Origin of the sequence: Alteribacillus sp. YIM 98480, from assembly GCF_009765375.1 — a bacterium.
Taxonomy (GTDB): domain Bacteria; phylum Bacillota; class Bacilli; order Bacillales; family Marinococcaceae; genus Alteribacillus.
In genome coordinates, this window is record NZ_VTOK01000006.1 from 26,733 (window position 1) to 41,626 (window position 14,894).

The window sequence follows — 14,894 nt, forward strand, 5'->3', positions numbered from 1 at the left end:
CATTTTTATGTTTCCATTAAAATGAAGGTAGAAAAAGAAGAGGGATGATTGAAAAAAGGGGGAGGCGTACATTGGCTTGTATTTTGATCGTTGTTACAAATGCTGGCAACGTAATAAATGGAAGAGAGACGGGAGTATGGTTATCTGAATTCGCAGAATCTTATCTCACTTTTGTTGATGCTGGTCATGAGGTTATTATTGCAAGCCCAAAGGGAGGAGAAGCTCCGATAGACCCAAAAAGCAAAGGAGAGGCGCTTCTTAAAAAGTGGGAAGAAGCAGCTGATGTTTTAAAAAACACTATCTCTCTTGATAATTTAGACAGTGAAGACTTTGACGGTATTTTTTTAGCAGGCGGTCATGGAACAATGTTTGATTTCCCTAGTAGTGAACGTCTTCAATACATATTAACTGAGATGGCAGAAGATAATAAAGTGATAGGAGCTGTGTGTCATGGTTCCGCTGGTTTCACACATTTCCTTTTACCTGATGGAACTCCATTTTTAGAAGGGAAGCGGTTAACGACTTTTACAAATAAAGAAGAAAAAGAAATGGATTTAGACAAAGATATGCCTTTTCTATTAGAGTCTAAAGTAAGAGAACTAGGGGCTACTTTTGTCGCTGCTCCTATTTTTACAGAAAATGTAGAAATGGATGGAAATTTTATAACCGGTCAAAACCCGCAGTCAACTTTACGAACGGCTAAAATGTTCTTAGAGAAAATAGAACAGTAAGAGGGGCTGGTTATGACCGAAGAAAAGGCTTATAAAATTTTGCAGCGTTTTTTTACGGATGAATGAATGCAGTAGGAAAAACGAAGAGTCTTACGGATTTTATATCGTCATTTAAAAGAACAATTGAATGTATTAGGTGTTAGAGATCAACCTGAAAGTGCAAATAATAAGTTGGAACGATGTAAAGAATTTGCTTATATGCCTGGAGATAATATTTTAAAAACTATGCAATATGTTTTTAATGCGGCTCGAGGGGAACGTATCTTAAATAAAGATGAAGCCCGCCTGCATCTTCAACGTATTTACAAAACATTATATCAGCCGGCTGGGAGAAACGTCCTGTCATACCAGAAAGTTTTTGGATCACTCCGTTAGGGGCAGCATGTTTAGCAGCAGAAGAAGGGGTAGAAACTATATTTGATCTTTTAAATGAAGTAGAAAAAGCAGAGAGGGAATAATTAACAATTGGAATCAAACCATGAAACTTTATTAAAAGTATAGGAAACTTTCTTTATAAATGTTACAATATTTAAAAGTTTAGAATCAGACAAAATTTGAAAGACGGGGTGCGGAATGAAAGCGTATCGTCGTAAATTTTATTATTTAGGACAAAACCAGCGGACGATGGAACCTATGAGCATGGATCGTATTAGACAAGCCGGATTTGATATAACAGTAAAGAGAGATGACTTGCCTTACATGATTAGCTTTTGCCGTGAATGGCGGTCGTTTTTCGAAAAAACAGCAAAACATGTTCATCCTCTTTATCGTCCTTATATAGAAGAATCTTCTTCCTTTTTTGATGATCAGGTAGAACAAATGACACTCTGTACGGCACCGCATCATGATACAAACACGTACATTCTTCCTTTCACAGATCTGGTTTCAGCTTTAATGCTTGCATATGATGCATTTGACAGAGTTCTTGATGCCTATCAAAGTATGCCTGCTCATTTCGAGACAGCTTTGAAGTATTACAGGCAATTTTCATTAAAATCAGACACTGATAAAGCTCAGTTTATTTTAAATCATCTGCCAGATCTGAGATTAAGTGTTGAATGATGAAGTATTAAAAACTCCGATAGATTCGGGGTTTTTTTTGTTTCGCAATGTTATTCAACTAGACAATTTTCGTAAAGTATATGTATTAAAACGATTGAATAGTCAAAAGATATATTAGCAGGTTTCTTACTGCACATAATATTTAATTGATATTTACTTTTTTGAACTTGTTTGATAAAGTATCAAATGTCCTTCCATTATAGGGAAGAAAGCGTTTTCTGTAATGGGAAATATATAAGTGGTGGTGGAGCTATGAATTTTTTGTGGGGCTTAATGGGGATTGTATTTATTTTGTTTCTTGCTTTTCTGTTATCGGCAAGAAAAAAGTCGATCAATCCAAGAACAATTTTAGGTGGACTCGCTTTTCAAATATTTTTCGCATTTATCGTTTTATACTGGCAGGCAGGAGTAAGCGCTCTTGAAGGAGTTACAAGGGCTGTGCAAAGCATCATAGATAATGCTAATGAAGGTATTCTTTTTCTATTCGGTGATTTACTCGAATTAGAAGGTGTTGTAAATGTTTTTGCTTTTCAAGTATTACCGGTCATTATTTTCTTTTCTTCATTAATTGCAGTCTTATATTACATTGGCGTTATGCAGTGGATAGTAAAGATTATTGGTGGATTTTTGTCTTTTGTACTTGGAACTAGTAAAGCAGAGTCGATGTCTGCTGCCGCAAATATATTTGTTGGTCAAACGGAAGCACCTCTTGTCGTTCGTCCCTATTTGGCAAAAATGACAAAGTCAGAATTATTTACTGTCATGACAGGAGGACTTGCTTCTGTAGCAGGTTCAGTATTGTTTGGATATTACGCTCTTGGAATTCCATTAAACTATCTGCTAGCGGCGAGCTTTATGGCAGCTCCAGCCGGTTTAATTATGGCAAAAATGATGATGCCAGAAACCGAAGTATCAACTACAACCGATAAAATAAAAATTGAAAAAGATAAAGAATCGCAAAATGTTATTGATGCAGCGGCTAGAGGAGCTTCTACAGGGCTGCACTTAGCATTAAACGTTGGTGCGATGCTGCTGGCTTTTATCGGTCTCATCGCATTAGTTAACTCTCTATTAGGTTTAGTTGGCGGATGGTTTGGTGCAGAATACTTAACGCTTGAACTTATTTTAGGATTTATTTTTGCCCCAATAGCATTTATGATTGGTGTTCCTTGGGCAGAAGCCTTGCAAGCCGGAAGTTTTATAGGTCAAAAACTTGTAGTAAATGAATTTGTAGCGTATGCAGCATTTGCCCCGGAAATGGAAACTTTTTCTGAAAAAGCACAGGTCATCATTACATTTGCATTGTGCGGATTTGCGAACCTCTCTTCTATGGCTATCATTCTGGGCGGTATAGGAGCGCTTATCCCAGAACGACGCAAAGAATTAGCACAGCTCGGCCTTCGTGCTGTTGCTGCAGGTGCTTTAGCATCTTTATTAAGTGCTGCTATTGCTGGTATGTTTGTTTAAATCATTCGCAGCCAGTCCTTCGCTTAGAGGGGATGGCTGCTTTTATTTATACTTTAAGTCTGTTAAAGGAAAAAGTATAAGCAAAACTACGGCTTTGCCATAAGGAATCGGCGATAAGCAGAGTTTTTCTAAAGAGGTAAAAGTACAAATATTTGGCGTTTTACATGTCTAGCGCAAGCGCCTACTCGCTCGAGATTCCATCGGTCCGTCAATGGAAAGCAAAGATCAGCTTTCCATATGCCGCCCCTCTAGGACTTGTCGATAGTGAGCAAGGTGCTTGCGCTTTTCTTAAAAAGTTGATTCGTTTATGTATTGTTGATATGATTTTGAAAGAACGGGGTGGGGGCAAACATCTAGTCATCGTTTTCTTGAGTGGAAAAAGATAGGAGGCAAAAAATGATACATAAAACATGGACCGATTCAAAAACAAAAAAACAGCTGAAATGTGTGCATGCGAATGCTAAAAAATATAAGGTGGACCGGGTGCTGACCCCCGGAAAAACATATGACGTTAAAAACGAAACAGAGGAGTTTTATTTTGTTATTGACAACTCCGGTAAAGTTGGCGGCTTTAAAAAAGATTACTTTGAAGAGCTTTAAATAAAGGAAAATTTTTCTCCAGAGCATAAAGGTTACGCCGCTGCTTTGGAGTTTTTGTTACATAAAGGGGGATGGGGAATGAATATATTTTATCGATTAAGCCGAATAGGCAAAGACAGAGAAGAAACATCAGAAAAAACAAAATATCCGGAACTTCAAACGAGGTATTATGCAGCTTCTTTTTCTCAAGTTTTTAAGAAAGTAAAAGAATTAGAAAACGAGGAAATAATGGGCCGAATGATTAAAGTTGATGAAGCAAGAGGGGAAGTTCTTGCCGAAGCAGCTTTAGGAAAAGATCAATTTGATGTAGTATTAACGGTCATTCCATTGGAGTCTAATGTTACTGTTTTAGATGTAGTGTCTTCCATTCGAACGAAAAGAGGAGATGGGGGTAAAAATTTTTTTATTATAGATCATATTTTGAAAATAATGGACAAATCACTCCCGCTAAAATATGTGTAAGTGTTTATAAGTAATTATAAGCCATTTGCGAAGAAAAGCAGATGGCTTTTTGTTATACTTAGGAAACTAGGTCTTTAGACATAATAATTCGTAAGTCGAGTTTTTCTATTTTCGGAAATTATATTCACACGAAATGTGGATAACTGTCTCTGCGTTGTTTGATTCATGTCTAGCTTTAGAATCAGGGCGCTTGTGCTCTTTTGCTCTGTTGTTATACTTCAGCAGAATTCAGGAATAATACAGTTTTTATTTGTCTCCTCTGTGAGGACGAAACAATGAAGCGGAGATTTGTTTTTGTTTCGCTTTATTATATTAGGAAATATCCTGGTACGGCAGAGGAACTATACTGATAAAATTATTTTGTTCGCCATCTATTTTTTCTTTTTTCTGCAATCATGGCATTTAACTCACCACCGGCTAATATGGAAAATCCAGAAATATAAAACCAGATCATTAAAACAATAATGTTTCCAAGACTGCCATAAATCACCGAGTAATCGTTATTTTCTACATAAAAGAAAAAGCCAAGTGAACCTGCCTGCCAGCTTATAAGCGCAAATACAGCTCCTGGAAAAGCTTCTTTTGGAGAGATTATTCTATTTGGAACGGTTAAATAAATGTATAAAAGCACGAGTCCAATAACAATAAAACTCACGCCCCAGCGCACCCATTCCCAGATATACATAAAAAAGGCATCCCATCCAATGAGGGAAAATAAAAAAGAGCCAAAAGGCCTTCCGTAAATCGGAAGCAAGAGCGAAATGATAATCGCTAATAATATTGACATCATAAGACCAAACCCAATGATAAACATTTTATATAACGGTGGGTACGATAAACGGTAAGCGTGGTTAATCGCTCTTATAATGGCAAATGTCCCCAATAACGATAGCCAAACGGTTGCAATTGAACTAAAAGAAAGAGTGTCAAAACGCTGGACATCAATAATGGTGTTAATATTAAAAGTAATAATATTAAGCGTTCCAGGAGGCACGTAAGGAGAAATAAACCTAAGAACATCATTACTTGAAATAGGTAAGAAACTAATGACACTTAAAATAAACAGAAGCAATGGAAACATGGCCATTAAAAAATAATAACCGAGTTGTGCGGACACATCGAAAATTCTATTTTCTCTAATACGTCTAATGAAATGACGGATAAATGTTATATACATTCCTGATGCCTCCTATCCTAAAAAACGATATTTTAAAGTCTGTGCCCAATCAATCTTCCTTATATAGTATAGTTAAAAAAGTACGATGATATTTCTTAAGTGTTAAAGGAGTTTCACTTGTATGGATGATAAACATAAAGATAAGCTTGATGAATTGTATGATGAAAAGTATGAAGAAATTTCTTACGAAGAATTTAAAGAAGCATTAGATGAGGAACCGCAGCGAAAACCATCTGAAAACATGAAGAAAAAGAAAAAAAGGCGAGGCGTGCGCATTATCGCAGTTTTATTAACACTGATGCTTGTTTTTCAAGTTTCGGCAATGTTGTTTGACACATTCCGGCTTGACGCTATCGAGTTTTTAAAAACATCTTATCGGCTTTCTCAGGATGAAGACATTCAGGAGTGGAAAGAAGCAGTTGTTACTATACAGGGGGAAGGAAGATTTGGGCGTTCGAAAGGAACCGGTTTTTTTATTGAAAAAGAAGGGCTTGTTTTAACAAATCATCATGTGATTGAACAACAAGACACAATTGGCGTAAATACAGAAGATGGAGAAATCTATGAAGGGGAGTTGGTAGCCAGTGACGCCGAAAAAGACCTGGCTTTAGTCGAAATAGAAGAAGAGGAGGGATTTAAAGCCTTGCAGCTGCAGAATAAAATATCTGAGGAAAATGAGCACATTTATGTGATTGGAAATCCGCTTTCTTTTACTAAAATAGCGAATGAAGGAAAAATTTTAAGTAAAGAGACAACGAGAGAAAACGCGTTAGGTATATCAGCTCCAATATACCGTGGGAACAGCGGCAGTCCCGTTATAAGTGAAAACGGGGAAGTGACAGGGGTTGTTTACGCAAAAAAAACGATTAATCATCCAGAACAAGAATCCATTGGTTTAGCTGTTCCAATAGATGACGTACACTCTTTTTTAGAAGAAATGAAAGAATGAAATTAACATAGCCGATACTGAAAATGTGTCTCAAAGTAATTGGGATTTTACTTGTTAGATAAAAAGAGGCCGTACTGCTTATGAGCAGAAACAGCCTCTGTTTTTTTATTTCTTTTGCATCTTTTGATCTTCGATATATTCATCATACGTCGTTTGTTTATCGATAAAGCCCTCTGGAGTGAATTCAATAATCCTGTTTGCGATCGTCTGAATAAATTCATGGTCGTGTGATGAAAATAGAACCGATCCTTTAAAATCAATTAACCCATTATTTAAAGCTGTAATTGATTCGAGATCTAAGTGGTTAGTTGGTTCGTCTAAAATGAGTACATTCGCACCACTTAACATCATTTTAGAAAGCATGCAGCGTACTTTTTCTCCTCCGGATAACACGTTTGCTTTTTTAAAGACTTCTTCACCTGAGAAAAGCATTCGCCCGAGAAAGCCGCGGATAAATGTTTCGGTTTGATCGTCAGGAGAGTACTGTCTTAGCCATTCGACTAAATTTAAATCAACACCGTCAAAATAAGGGGAATTATCTTTAGGAAAATATGCTTGGGAGGTTGTTAATCCCCATTTAAACGAGCCGCTGTCTGGTTCCATTTCTCCGGTGAGTATTTTAAATAGCGTGGTCTTCGCAATTTCATGATCTCCTACAAAAGCTACTTTATCTCCACTGTTTAGAACAAAGCTTACGTTATCAAGAACTTTTACGCCGTCAATTGTTTTTGTGAGCCCTTCAACAGTAAGCAAATCTTTACCAAGATCGCGGTTTGGCTTAAACTGTACGAATGGATAACGACGGGAAGAAGGCTTTATATCATCTAACGTAATTTTTTCTAATGTCTTTTTCCTCGAGGTAGCTTGTTTTGATTTAGATGCATTCGCACTAAATCTGGCGATAAAATCTTTTAATTGCTTAATTTGCTCTTCTTTCTTTTGGTTTGCTTCCTTAGCCATTTTTTGCGCGAGCTGACTGGATTCATACCAAAAGTCATAATTTCCTACATATAGTTCAATCTTCCCGAAGTCGAGGTCTGCAATATGAGTGCACACTTTATTTAAAAAGTGACGGTCGTGAGAAACGACGATAACTGTATTTTCAAAGTTAATTAAAAATTCTTCTAACCATTGAACAGCTTCAATATCAAGGTGGTTTGTCGGCTCATCCATTAACAGTATATCAGGATTTCCAAATAAAGCTTGAGCAAGAAGTACTTTTACCTTTTCTGCACCGGTAAGTTCTGCCATTGTTTTTTCATGAAGTTCTTCTGGAACTCCAAGCCCTCTAAGGAGCTGGGCAGCCTCTGTTTCAGCCTCATATCCATTCATTTCTGCAAATTCAGCTTCAAGTTCTGCTGCTTTCATACCGTCTTCATCGGAAAAATCAGGTTTCATGTAAATCTCATCTTTTTCGTGCATGACTTCATACAAGCGGGAATGCCCCATAATGACAACATCAATCACCCGCTTCTCTTCATAAGCAAAGTGATCCTGTTTTAAAACGGCGACGCGCTGGCCTTTGTCTATATGAACATGCCCGGATTGAGAGTCAATTTCACCAGATAGGATTTTAAGGAAAGTAGATTTTCCAGCACCGTTGGCACCAATCAAACCGTAACAATTACCGGGAGTAAATTTAATATTTACGTCCTCAAATAGTTTTTTATCTCCATATCTAAGCCCGACGTTTTGGCAAGTAATCATTCACATACATCCTTTTTCTATAAACTATAGCTATCATAACATATATGCCATCGGAAACAATATTTTTGACAACGCGTTCGGATCAATATAAACTATAATGGCCGTTATAAAACTTGTTGGTTTTATCATGACCGATTAGTCACTAAAGAATCGGAGGAAATAAATTTAAAATGGATAAAAGAGAGCGTCTCATTGTTTCTGCTATGCATCATTTTTCGGAAAAAGGCTACTTCTCTACTTCTGTTCAAGAAATAACTTCATCTTGCGGGGTAGCAAAAGGAACTTTTTATAAATTTTTTCGGTCTAAAGAAGATTTGTTAATCGAAGTTTTTCGTTATAATCACCAGCAAATGCTTCTTCGTGCAAAAAATGTACACTTAGATGATTCTTTATCTCCGAAAGAACAACTAATAAAGAAAATATCTTTAGAACTAAACGGTCTTTATGATAATAGAGAATTTTTTCTATTGCTGCATAAAGTCGTTTCTGTTCAAGAACACAAAACGATTATGCCGCTTATGAAGAAAACAAAAGCAGCGATGATGAACTGGCATAAAGAGTGGCTCTTAGAAGTATATGGAGAATATATTCAAAAGCAGGTATGGGACCTTGTCCTGTTTTTACAGGGAGCCTTGAAAGAATATATAAGTTTAATGGATGAGACAAAGCATATCGTTGATACAGAAAAAGCCGCTAGAAAGATGGTGGCTCGTATCGATGTGTTAGTGAATTATTCCGGAGATTTCGAACCTATCTTAACGAAAGATGTTATGAAAGATTATGAACAAATAGCAATGGAGCCAGAAAAAAAGACAAAAGAAGAAGAACGAAGGGAGCTTTTGGAACAAATAAAAGTGGATATTAAGCGTTCTTCTTTTCCTTCATCTACGGAAAAAGAAATGCTGCAAGCCGTTCAACTTTTGCATGAGGAATTTCAACAGCAGGAGCCCCGGACCTTTTTAATGAAAGCTCTCGTTTCTTATATGAAAGAAAACGCTAATTTAGAAGAAAGCCTTTTTGCATTAGAACAATTTATTGTGAAAGACATGGAGTAAAATTATAAAAAAGAAGGCGTATAGTATGACAGATTTAAATAATAGAGGAGAAGAACAGAAAGAAATAAAAAAACTTCCGATTATGGCAGCGCTTATGATTGGAGCGTTCGTTGCTATCTTAAATCAAACGTTATTAGCAACAGCAATTCCTCCCATTATGGAAGACTTGCAGATTTCAGCGAACACTGCTCAATGGCTGACTACGATTTTTATGCTTGTAAATGGTATTATGATCCCAATCACTGCTTTTTTAGTGGAAACCTTTACGACAAGAAAATTATTTTTGACCGCTATTAGTACATTTGCAGCAGGTACGCTTATTTGTGCGGCAGCCCCCAATTTTTCTGTTTTAATGATAGGAAGAATAATTCAAGCAGGCGGTGCAGGTGTGATGATGCCGTTAATGCAAACGGTCATTCTTCTTATTTTTCCAATGGAAAAACGGGGCGCTGCCATGGGATTTATTGGGTTAGTTATCTCATTTGCTCCCGCTATCGGACCAACGCTTTCTGGGTTTATGGTAGATCATTTCCACTGGCGGACATTATTTTATATTGTTTTACCGATTGCAGTCTTAGATATCATTCTTGCCTATTTTGTACTAAAAAACGTAACAGAGCAAAGATATCCAAAAGTAGACATCCTTTCTATTGTTTTATCTACTCTCGGTTTTGGCGGTATTTTGTATGGATTCAGCAGTGCAGGAAGTACAGGATGGGGAAGCATTCCTGTTGTGTTGACGATGGCAGTAGGCATCGTTTGCCTGGTTTTGTTTTCATTCCGTCAATTCCAATTATCACAGCCTATATTAGAGCTTAGAGTATTTAAATACGGAATATTCACCTTAACAACCGGGATCGGTATGTTAGTATTTATGTCTATGATTGGCGCCGCTACAGTGCTGCCTATTTATATGCAGGATATGCGTGAATTTACCGCTATGGAGTCTGGTTTAATGATGCTGCCTGGAGCCGTTTTAATGGGAATTATGTCTCCTGTAACAGGCAGGATTTTTGACAAAATCGGGGCAAGAAAATTATCCCTTACAGGGCTTTTTCTTATTACAATCTCTAACTTTATGTATACGGACCTTACAGGTACAACATCGTTCACTTATATGACGATTATGTATTCGCTTCGAATGGCAGGTATTGCTATGGTAATGATGCCAGTAACCACAGCCGGTTTAAATGTACTTCCGAAGCACTTGATTCCTCATGGTACGGCAGTAAATAATACGATGAGGCAAGTTTCAGGTTCGATTGGGACTGCACTTTTAGTAACGGTGATGACAACGACAGCTATGGGAAAGGGACCGAATATAAATGCAGAGGCTCTCATTCACGGGGTGAATATGTCCTTTTGGGTGGCGTTTATTTTTGGTCTGATAGGTTTTGTGCTTAGTTTTCTTATTAAGAACAAACAAGCTGTTTCCTAAATACAGATGATTAAACAGGCAGGTGTATGCTGCCTGTTTTTAGCATGGTTAACTACTTGCATCAGCAATGGACTCCGAGCAGAACTTCTTGTTTCTAGTAGGCATGGAAAGGTTAGATTGATATAATTTTATATAGATAACAAAAAAGGAGGAAACGGAATGGGTAAAGGACTTGAAGGCAAAACAGTAGCAATTGCTGCTTCTCGGAAAACAGATGAAATGACAGCTCTGATTGAAAAGCAAGGCGGTACCGCAGTGGTTCGTCCTTTACAAGGAACAACTTTTTTAGCAGAAGAAGACATACAGCCGGATTTTAGAAAAACACTTGATGAACAGCCGGACTGGTTGATTTTTACGACTGGAATTGGAACAGAAACATTGCTTCATGTATCTGAGCAATTAGACCGGAGAAAAGATTTTGAGAAAATTCTAAGAGAAGGAAAAGTTGCAGTAAGAGGATATAAAACAAAGAATGCTCTAAAAAAAATTGGTATTATTCCTGAAGCAAGAGATGATGATGGAACAACGGCAGGTTTAATAAGTGCGATGGAAAACAAAGACTTTACCAACAAAAAAGTTATGGTTCAGCTTCACGGTGTGAAGGCTCCTCGTCTTGTGGAATTTCTTAAAAGAAAAGGGGCTTCATCTGTTACGGAACTTCTTCCTTATCAACATATCCCGCCAGAGAAAGAAACCGTGGAAATGATATGTAGAGAATTGCGTCGGGGTGAAATTGATGCAATATGCTTTACAACCCAGCTCCAAGTGCATTCCTTGTTTCAATATGCACAAGAGCATCATTTGAAAGAGGAGCTGATTTCTATTTTTGAAAATCAAACAACAGCTGTTGCTGTAGGAAAAGTGACCGCCGAGGCATTAAAAGAAGTAGGAGTAAAAAGGTTGTTAGCCCCAGAAAATCAGAGGATGGGAGCTATGATTATGGAGCTTTCCCAATCCTATCAAAAATAGGGGAGGTCGCTTATGTTTGAAAAAACAATAGACCCGCGCATATCTGAAACGGATGGAGCAGGCCATATCAATAATACAGTTATTCCAGTATGGTTCGAATCGGGGCGGGATCAGATATTTAAGCTGTTTACCCCGAGTCTGTCATTTAAAAAATGGAAATGTGTCATTATTAAAATGAATGTAGATTTTGTTGGTCAATTGTTTTATGGGGAACCGGTTCAAGTGAAAACGTGGATCAATAATGTGAGAAATTCGAGTTTTGAAATCTATGAAGAAATTCATCAAAGAGGAGAGGTGTGCGCAAAAGGAAGCGCTACTTATGTTAATTTTAATTTTGACAAGCAAAAAAGCGAGCCGATCCCTGAACATATAAAATCCGAGCTTAAGCATCATTTGTATGAAAAATGAAATTAAATGAACCAATCCTCTTTACGGTTAATATTTAAGAAATCTTTTTGGTCTTTTGGATAGAAGAGAGAATGGACAGTAATAGACTGGATAAGCGGATACATACTTTTTTTATTTTTATTTATCAACTCTTCTATGATAGGAAGACATTGTCTGTTATACATCCCGTGCAAAGGCTGCTGTTTGCTGCCCGTAACGGGAACAAAAGCATCATATGGCTTATCTGCTTTTTCAGCATGAGATATCATCGTTTTAATAAAACAAGAAGAAACAAATGGGGTGTCAGTGGGTAATAGAAATACCCACTCGTTTTTCTTAGCCAAATGGAGTAGTGCAAAAAAAAGTGCGTACAACGGACCTTGATGTTTTTTATCTTCTACGAGAATTTCAGCTTTATCATTGTTAAAAAAAGGAGCCAGCTGATCATTGGTTGAAATAGCTATATCGTCTATTCCACCAGCTTTAAAGGCATGAATACTATGTTCATAAAATGAAAGACCGTTGTACTTTTCAAACATTTTTGGTTTTCCATAACGTGAAGATTGACCGCCAGCAAGCACAATACCTGATATATTCATTTGCTTGTTCCCCTTTGAATACTTATACGAAAGAAATAGGGGTTGTCCCAAAAAGGTTAGTTTAGATATGAAAATCATCTAAGCAACTGGGATATGTGAGACTCCTGCGTGAAAGAGGGCAGTGTGAAGACCTCGCAGTGAGCGTGTTCTGCTCAAAGGAGGCTGAATCGTTGCCCGCGGAAAGTGAGTATATTCCAGTTGCGTTTTTTGAGAACTACTTATGGGACAGCCCCTTTGTTATTCAGCTAACGCTTTCATTTTTTTGTCTCGATCCAACCGTTCTGCTTCATCTTTTAAATCATATTTTTTTAACAGATGAAATAATTCATTTAACGTATTTTGAGAAGGATGGTCAGCTAACAGCGTGTTACAAGATTGATAAACAGAGGACGGGAGGAACGGTTTTTGACTTTTAAGCTTTTCAGCAACAGATTCTTTTGTGTGGTCAATATTGCATGAACTCATTGGACATTTCTCCTTTTTCATTTTTTTTAATTCTAAAATTATGAGAGTAAACATTAAAAGAAGACCCGCGTATAAAACCAACGGCTGTAATGTTTAAGTCTTCAGCTAACTTAATGGCTAAATCAGTAGGAGCAGATTTAGATAATACGAGACCAACGCCAATTTTTGAGGCTTTTGTTAACACTTCTGAAGATAATCTGCCGCTGAAAACAAGGATTTTATCCTTAATAGCAATATTTTGAAGCAGGCAGTAACCGTAAAGTTTATCTAGAGCATTGTGTCTTCCGATATCGGCCCGGTCTACAATGATATGATCAGGAGTGCAAATGGCTGCATTATGAACTCCGCCCGTTTTTTTAAATACTTGGCTGTTTTGCTGCATTTGTTTCATTAAATGAATACATTGGCCAGCAGTGAGCGAAGCAGTACTCATAGAGGTTTTAGAAATTACTGCGTCATTTTGAAAATAAAACTGCCGGCTTTTTCCGCAGCAGGAATTTATTACGCGTTTGGAATAAAATGATGGATTTTTAGTGAGTTTTTTATTTAATGCTACGTACGCAAAGCCTTTATCTTCATCTATTTCAAGAGAGGATATTTCATTTATAAACAAAATGACACCTTCTGAAGCAAGAAAACCAACTACCATTTCTTTATAGTGCTGTGGTGAACAGACCATGGTTGCAAACTCTTCTTTATTCACAAATATAGTAAGAGGGACTTCAGAAACGATATCGTCTTCTGCATCCTGAAATTGACCGTCACGGTAGGCAGTAATTGTTTTTTTTACGCTTATATGCTGTTTCAACCCTTTCCCTCATTTCCGCACAATGATTAGAAAAACATGGCTAACTTCCAAGTTCTACCATAGATTCATTTATACAGCTGACCGAATTATGTTATAAATTCTTAATTGAAAGTATAAACATAACTTTTTTGAACTTACAACCCTAAAGCTCCACAGAACGAGAATTTTAGTCTAATCGTTTAAAATGATTGAAAAGTTATCCAAGATAGGATATATTTTTTATAGTTCAGAAAACTGTAACAAGTAAAATGCGAGATAGCGTTCCTGTTTTCGATTTTAACTGTTGCAGAATTGAAAGCGATTACTTTGGTTGAAGAGCAGCGTACCTGCCTGATGCTAAAACGTCGTATTTTTGGCAGATAGGTGTGAACCTATTTGTTAGAAAATTACGGCTTTTTTTGTTTTTTATGAGGAAAAAGAAGGAGGAAAAGTAATTTGGCGGATTAGTAGCTGCTGCCTTTATTATTTCACTTTTCGTTCCAATCGATATCAAACAATTGAAACGCCAGCAGAAAGACAAAGTGGCGAGTTGACAATTTGTCTGCTTGCTAATACGCTGTTTTTAGTAAAAGAAAATATAGGAAAAACAAATTATGTATAGGGAAGTAACATAATCGGAAAAGGATTGGCAATGAACATGGACAAACACGAAGCAGAATTCAGTAATTTAGTTCGGGCTTTTCGAAAAAAACATATGGGAAAAGGCCCAAGTAAAATCAACACTACTTTCTGTAAAAATTGGGCTATTTGTGAATTAGAAGGAAATTTATCGCCAGTAGAAAAATTTATTGCTAATGCAGACGAAGGAAAACAAATGTTAAGAGAAGCACGGACGGAAATGGTAAAAGAAATGTATCGGCAAAATCATCCAGTAGAAATGGAAGAATACTTACAATGTCATTTTGTTGATCTATTTGTTGATATTGATATAGAAAGAGATTTTGGGATGTCTATTTTTGTGTTCGATGAAAATATTGAAGAAAAGTTTTTATCTAAGAAGTAGGTTGGTACTTGGCTG

Annotated in this window: 17 protein-coding genes; 12 read left to right on the plus strand and 5 right to left on the minus strand. The window is 36.9% G+C overall.

All coding sequences use genetic code 11. The features are described from left to right. The first annotated feature begins 71 nt into the window (after positions 1-71). The 6 genes from FZF09_RS08920 (at position 72) to FZF09_RS08945 (ending at position 4,322) form a co-directional block, all read left to right on the plus strand. Positions 72-731 (plus strand): type 1 glutamine amidotransferase domain-containing protein, encoded by a 660-nt coding sequence (locus FZF09_RS08920; protein WP_233269456.1) that lies wholly within the window; start codon positions 72-74, stop codon positions 729-731. Positions 732-1,304: 573 nt separating this feature from the next. Further along, positions 1,305-1,793, plus strand: coding sequence for a hypothetical protein (locus FZF09_RS08925; RefSeq protein WP_158736252.1), 489 nt, complete (start codon positions 1,305-1,307; stop codon positions 1,791-1,793). A 252-nt stretch (positions 1,794-2,045) separates the two neighbouring features. Next, positions 2,046-3,260, plus strand: a complete 1,215-nt coding sequence (locus tag FZF09_RS08930) for a NupC/NupG family nucleoside CNT transporter (protein WP_158736253.1) — start codon at positions 2,046-2,048, stop codon at positions 3,258-3,260. A 164-nt stretch (positions 3,261-3,424) separates the two neighbouring features. Further along, on the plus strand, positions 3,425-3,646 hold the full coding sequence (locus FZF09_RS08935; protein WP_158736254.1) for a hypothetical protein: 222 nt from the start codon (positions 3,425-3,427) through the stop codon (positions 3,644-3,646). Positions 3,647-3,656: 10 nt separating this feature from the next. Beyond that, positions 3,657-3,860, plus strand: a complete 204-nt coding sequence (locus tag FZF09_RS08940) for a DUF6501 family protein (RefSeq protein ID WP_158736255.1) — start codon at positions 3,657-3,659, stop codon at positions 3,858-3,860. A 78-nt stretch (positions 3,861-3,938) separates the two neighbouring features. Beyond that, the gene (locus FZF09_RS08945) at positions 3,939-4,322 is read left to right on the plus strand and encodes a hypothetical protein (protein WP_158736256.1); all 384 of its coding nucleotides are present in this window, start codon (positions 3,939-3,941) and stop codon (positions 4,320-4,322) included. 355 nt (positions 4,323-4,677) lie between these two features. Here FZF09_RS08945 and FZF09_RS08950 read toward each other — a convergent pair whose 3' ends face one another. Further along, positions 4,678-5,499, minus strand: coding sequence for a YihY/virulence factor BrkB family protein (locus tag FZF09_RS08950; protein ID WP_158736257.1), 822 nt, complete (start codon positions 5,497-5,499; stop codon positions 4,678-4,680). Positions 5,500-5,620: 121 nt separating this feature from the next. Between FZF09_RS08950 and FZF09_RS08955 the strand changes: the two genes are divergently transcribed. Continuing rightward, entirely contained in the window at positions 5,621-6,448 is an 828-nt protein-coding gene (locus tag FZF09_RS08955; RefSeq protein WP_158736258.1) for a S1C family serine protease, read from the plus strand. A 105-nt stretch (positions 6,449-6,553) separates the two neighbouring features. On the opposite strand, the gene FZF09_RS08960 is transcribed toward FZF09_RS08955, so the two are convergent. Further along, positions 6,554-8,155, minus strand: a complete 1,602-nt coding sequence (locus FZF09_RS08960) for an ABC-F family ATP-binding cassette domain-containing protein (protein ID WP_158736259.1) — start codon at positions 8,153-8,155, stop codon at positions 6,554-6,556. Positions 8,156-8,325: 170 nt separating this feature from the next. Here FZF09_RS08960 and FZF09_RS08965 point away from each other — a divergent pair, with 170 nt between their 5' ends. The 4 genes from FZF09_RS08965 (at position 8,326) to FZF09_RS08980 (ending at position 12,025) form a co-directional block, all read left to right on the plus strand. Continuing rightward, positions 8,326-9,210: a TetR/AcrR family transcriptional regulator gene (locus FZF09_RS08965; RefSeq protein WP_158736260.1), complete on the plus strand. Its 885-nt coding sequence runs from the start codon at positions 8,326-8,328 to the stop codon at positions 9,208-9,210. A 25-nt stretch (positions 9,211-9,235) separates the two neighbouring features. Then, positions 9,236-10,648, plus strand: coding sequence for an MDR family MFS transporter (locus FZF09_RS08970; RefSeq protein WP_158736261.1), 1,413 nt, complete (start codon positions 9,236-9,238; stop codon positions 10,646-10,648). A gap of 159 nt (positions 10,649-10,807) precedes the next feature. Continuing rightward, positions 10,808-11,617, plus strand: coding sequence for a uroporphyrinogen-III synthase (locus FZF09_RS08975; protein WP_158736262.1), 810 nt, complete (start codon positions 10,808-10,810; stop codon positions 11,615-11,617). Positions 11,618-11,629: 12 nt separating this feature from the next. Further along, a complete protein-coding gene (locus tag FZF09_RS08980; protein WP_158736263.1) occupies positions 11,630-12,025 on the plus strand; it encodes an acyl-CoA thioesterase in 396 nt (131 codons plus the stop codon). A gap of 2 nt (positions 12,026-12,027) precedes the next feature. Here the strand turns inward: FZF09_RS08980 and FZF09_RS08985 are convergent, their stop codons facing one another. The 3 genes from FZF09_RS08985 to fdhD all read right to left on the minus strand — a co-directional run bounded on the left by FZF09_RS08985 (position 12,028) and on the right by fdhD (position 13,876). Continuing rightward, positions 12,028-12,603, minus strand: coding sequence for a molybdenum cofactor guanylyltransferase (locus FZF09_RS08985; protein ID WP_158736264.1), 576 nt, complete (start codon positions 12,601-12,603; stop codon positions 12,028-12,030). A 237-nt stretch (positions 12,604-12,840) separates the two neighbouring features. Beyond that, a complete protein-coding gene (locus tag FZF09_RS08990; RefSeq protein ID WP_158736265.1) occupies positions 12,841-13,068 on the minus strand; it encodes a group-specific protein in 228 nt (75 codons plus the stop codon). Continuing rightward, the gene (gene fdhD, locus FZF09_RS08995; protein WP_158736266.1) at positions 13,049-13,876 is read right to left on the minus strand and encodes a formate dehydrogenase accessory sulfurtransferase FdhD; all 828 of its coding nucleotides are present in this window, start codon (positions 13,874-13,876) and stop codon (positions 13,049-13,051) included. Before fdhD ends, FZF09_RS08990 begins: the two co-directional genes overlap by 20 nt. A 637-nt stretch (positions 13,877-14,513) precedes the next feature. Here fdhD and FZF09_RS09000 point away from each other — a divergent pair. Further along, a complete protein-coding gene (locus FZF09_RS09000; RefSeq protein ID WP_158736267.1) occupies positions 14,514-14,879 on the plus strand; it encodes a Na-translocating system protein MpsC family protein in 366 nt (121 codons plus the stop codon). Positions 14,880-14,894 lie beyond the last annotated feature (15 nt).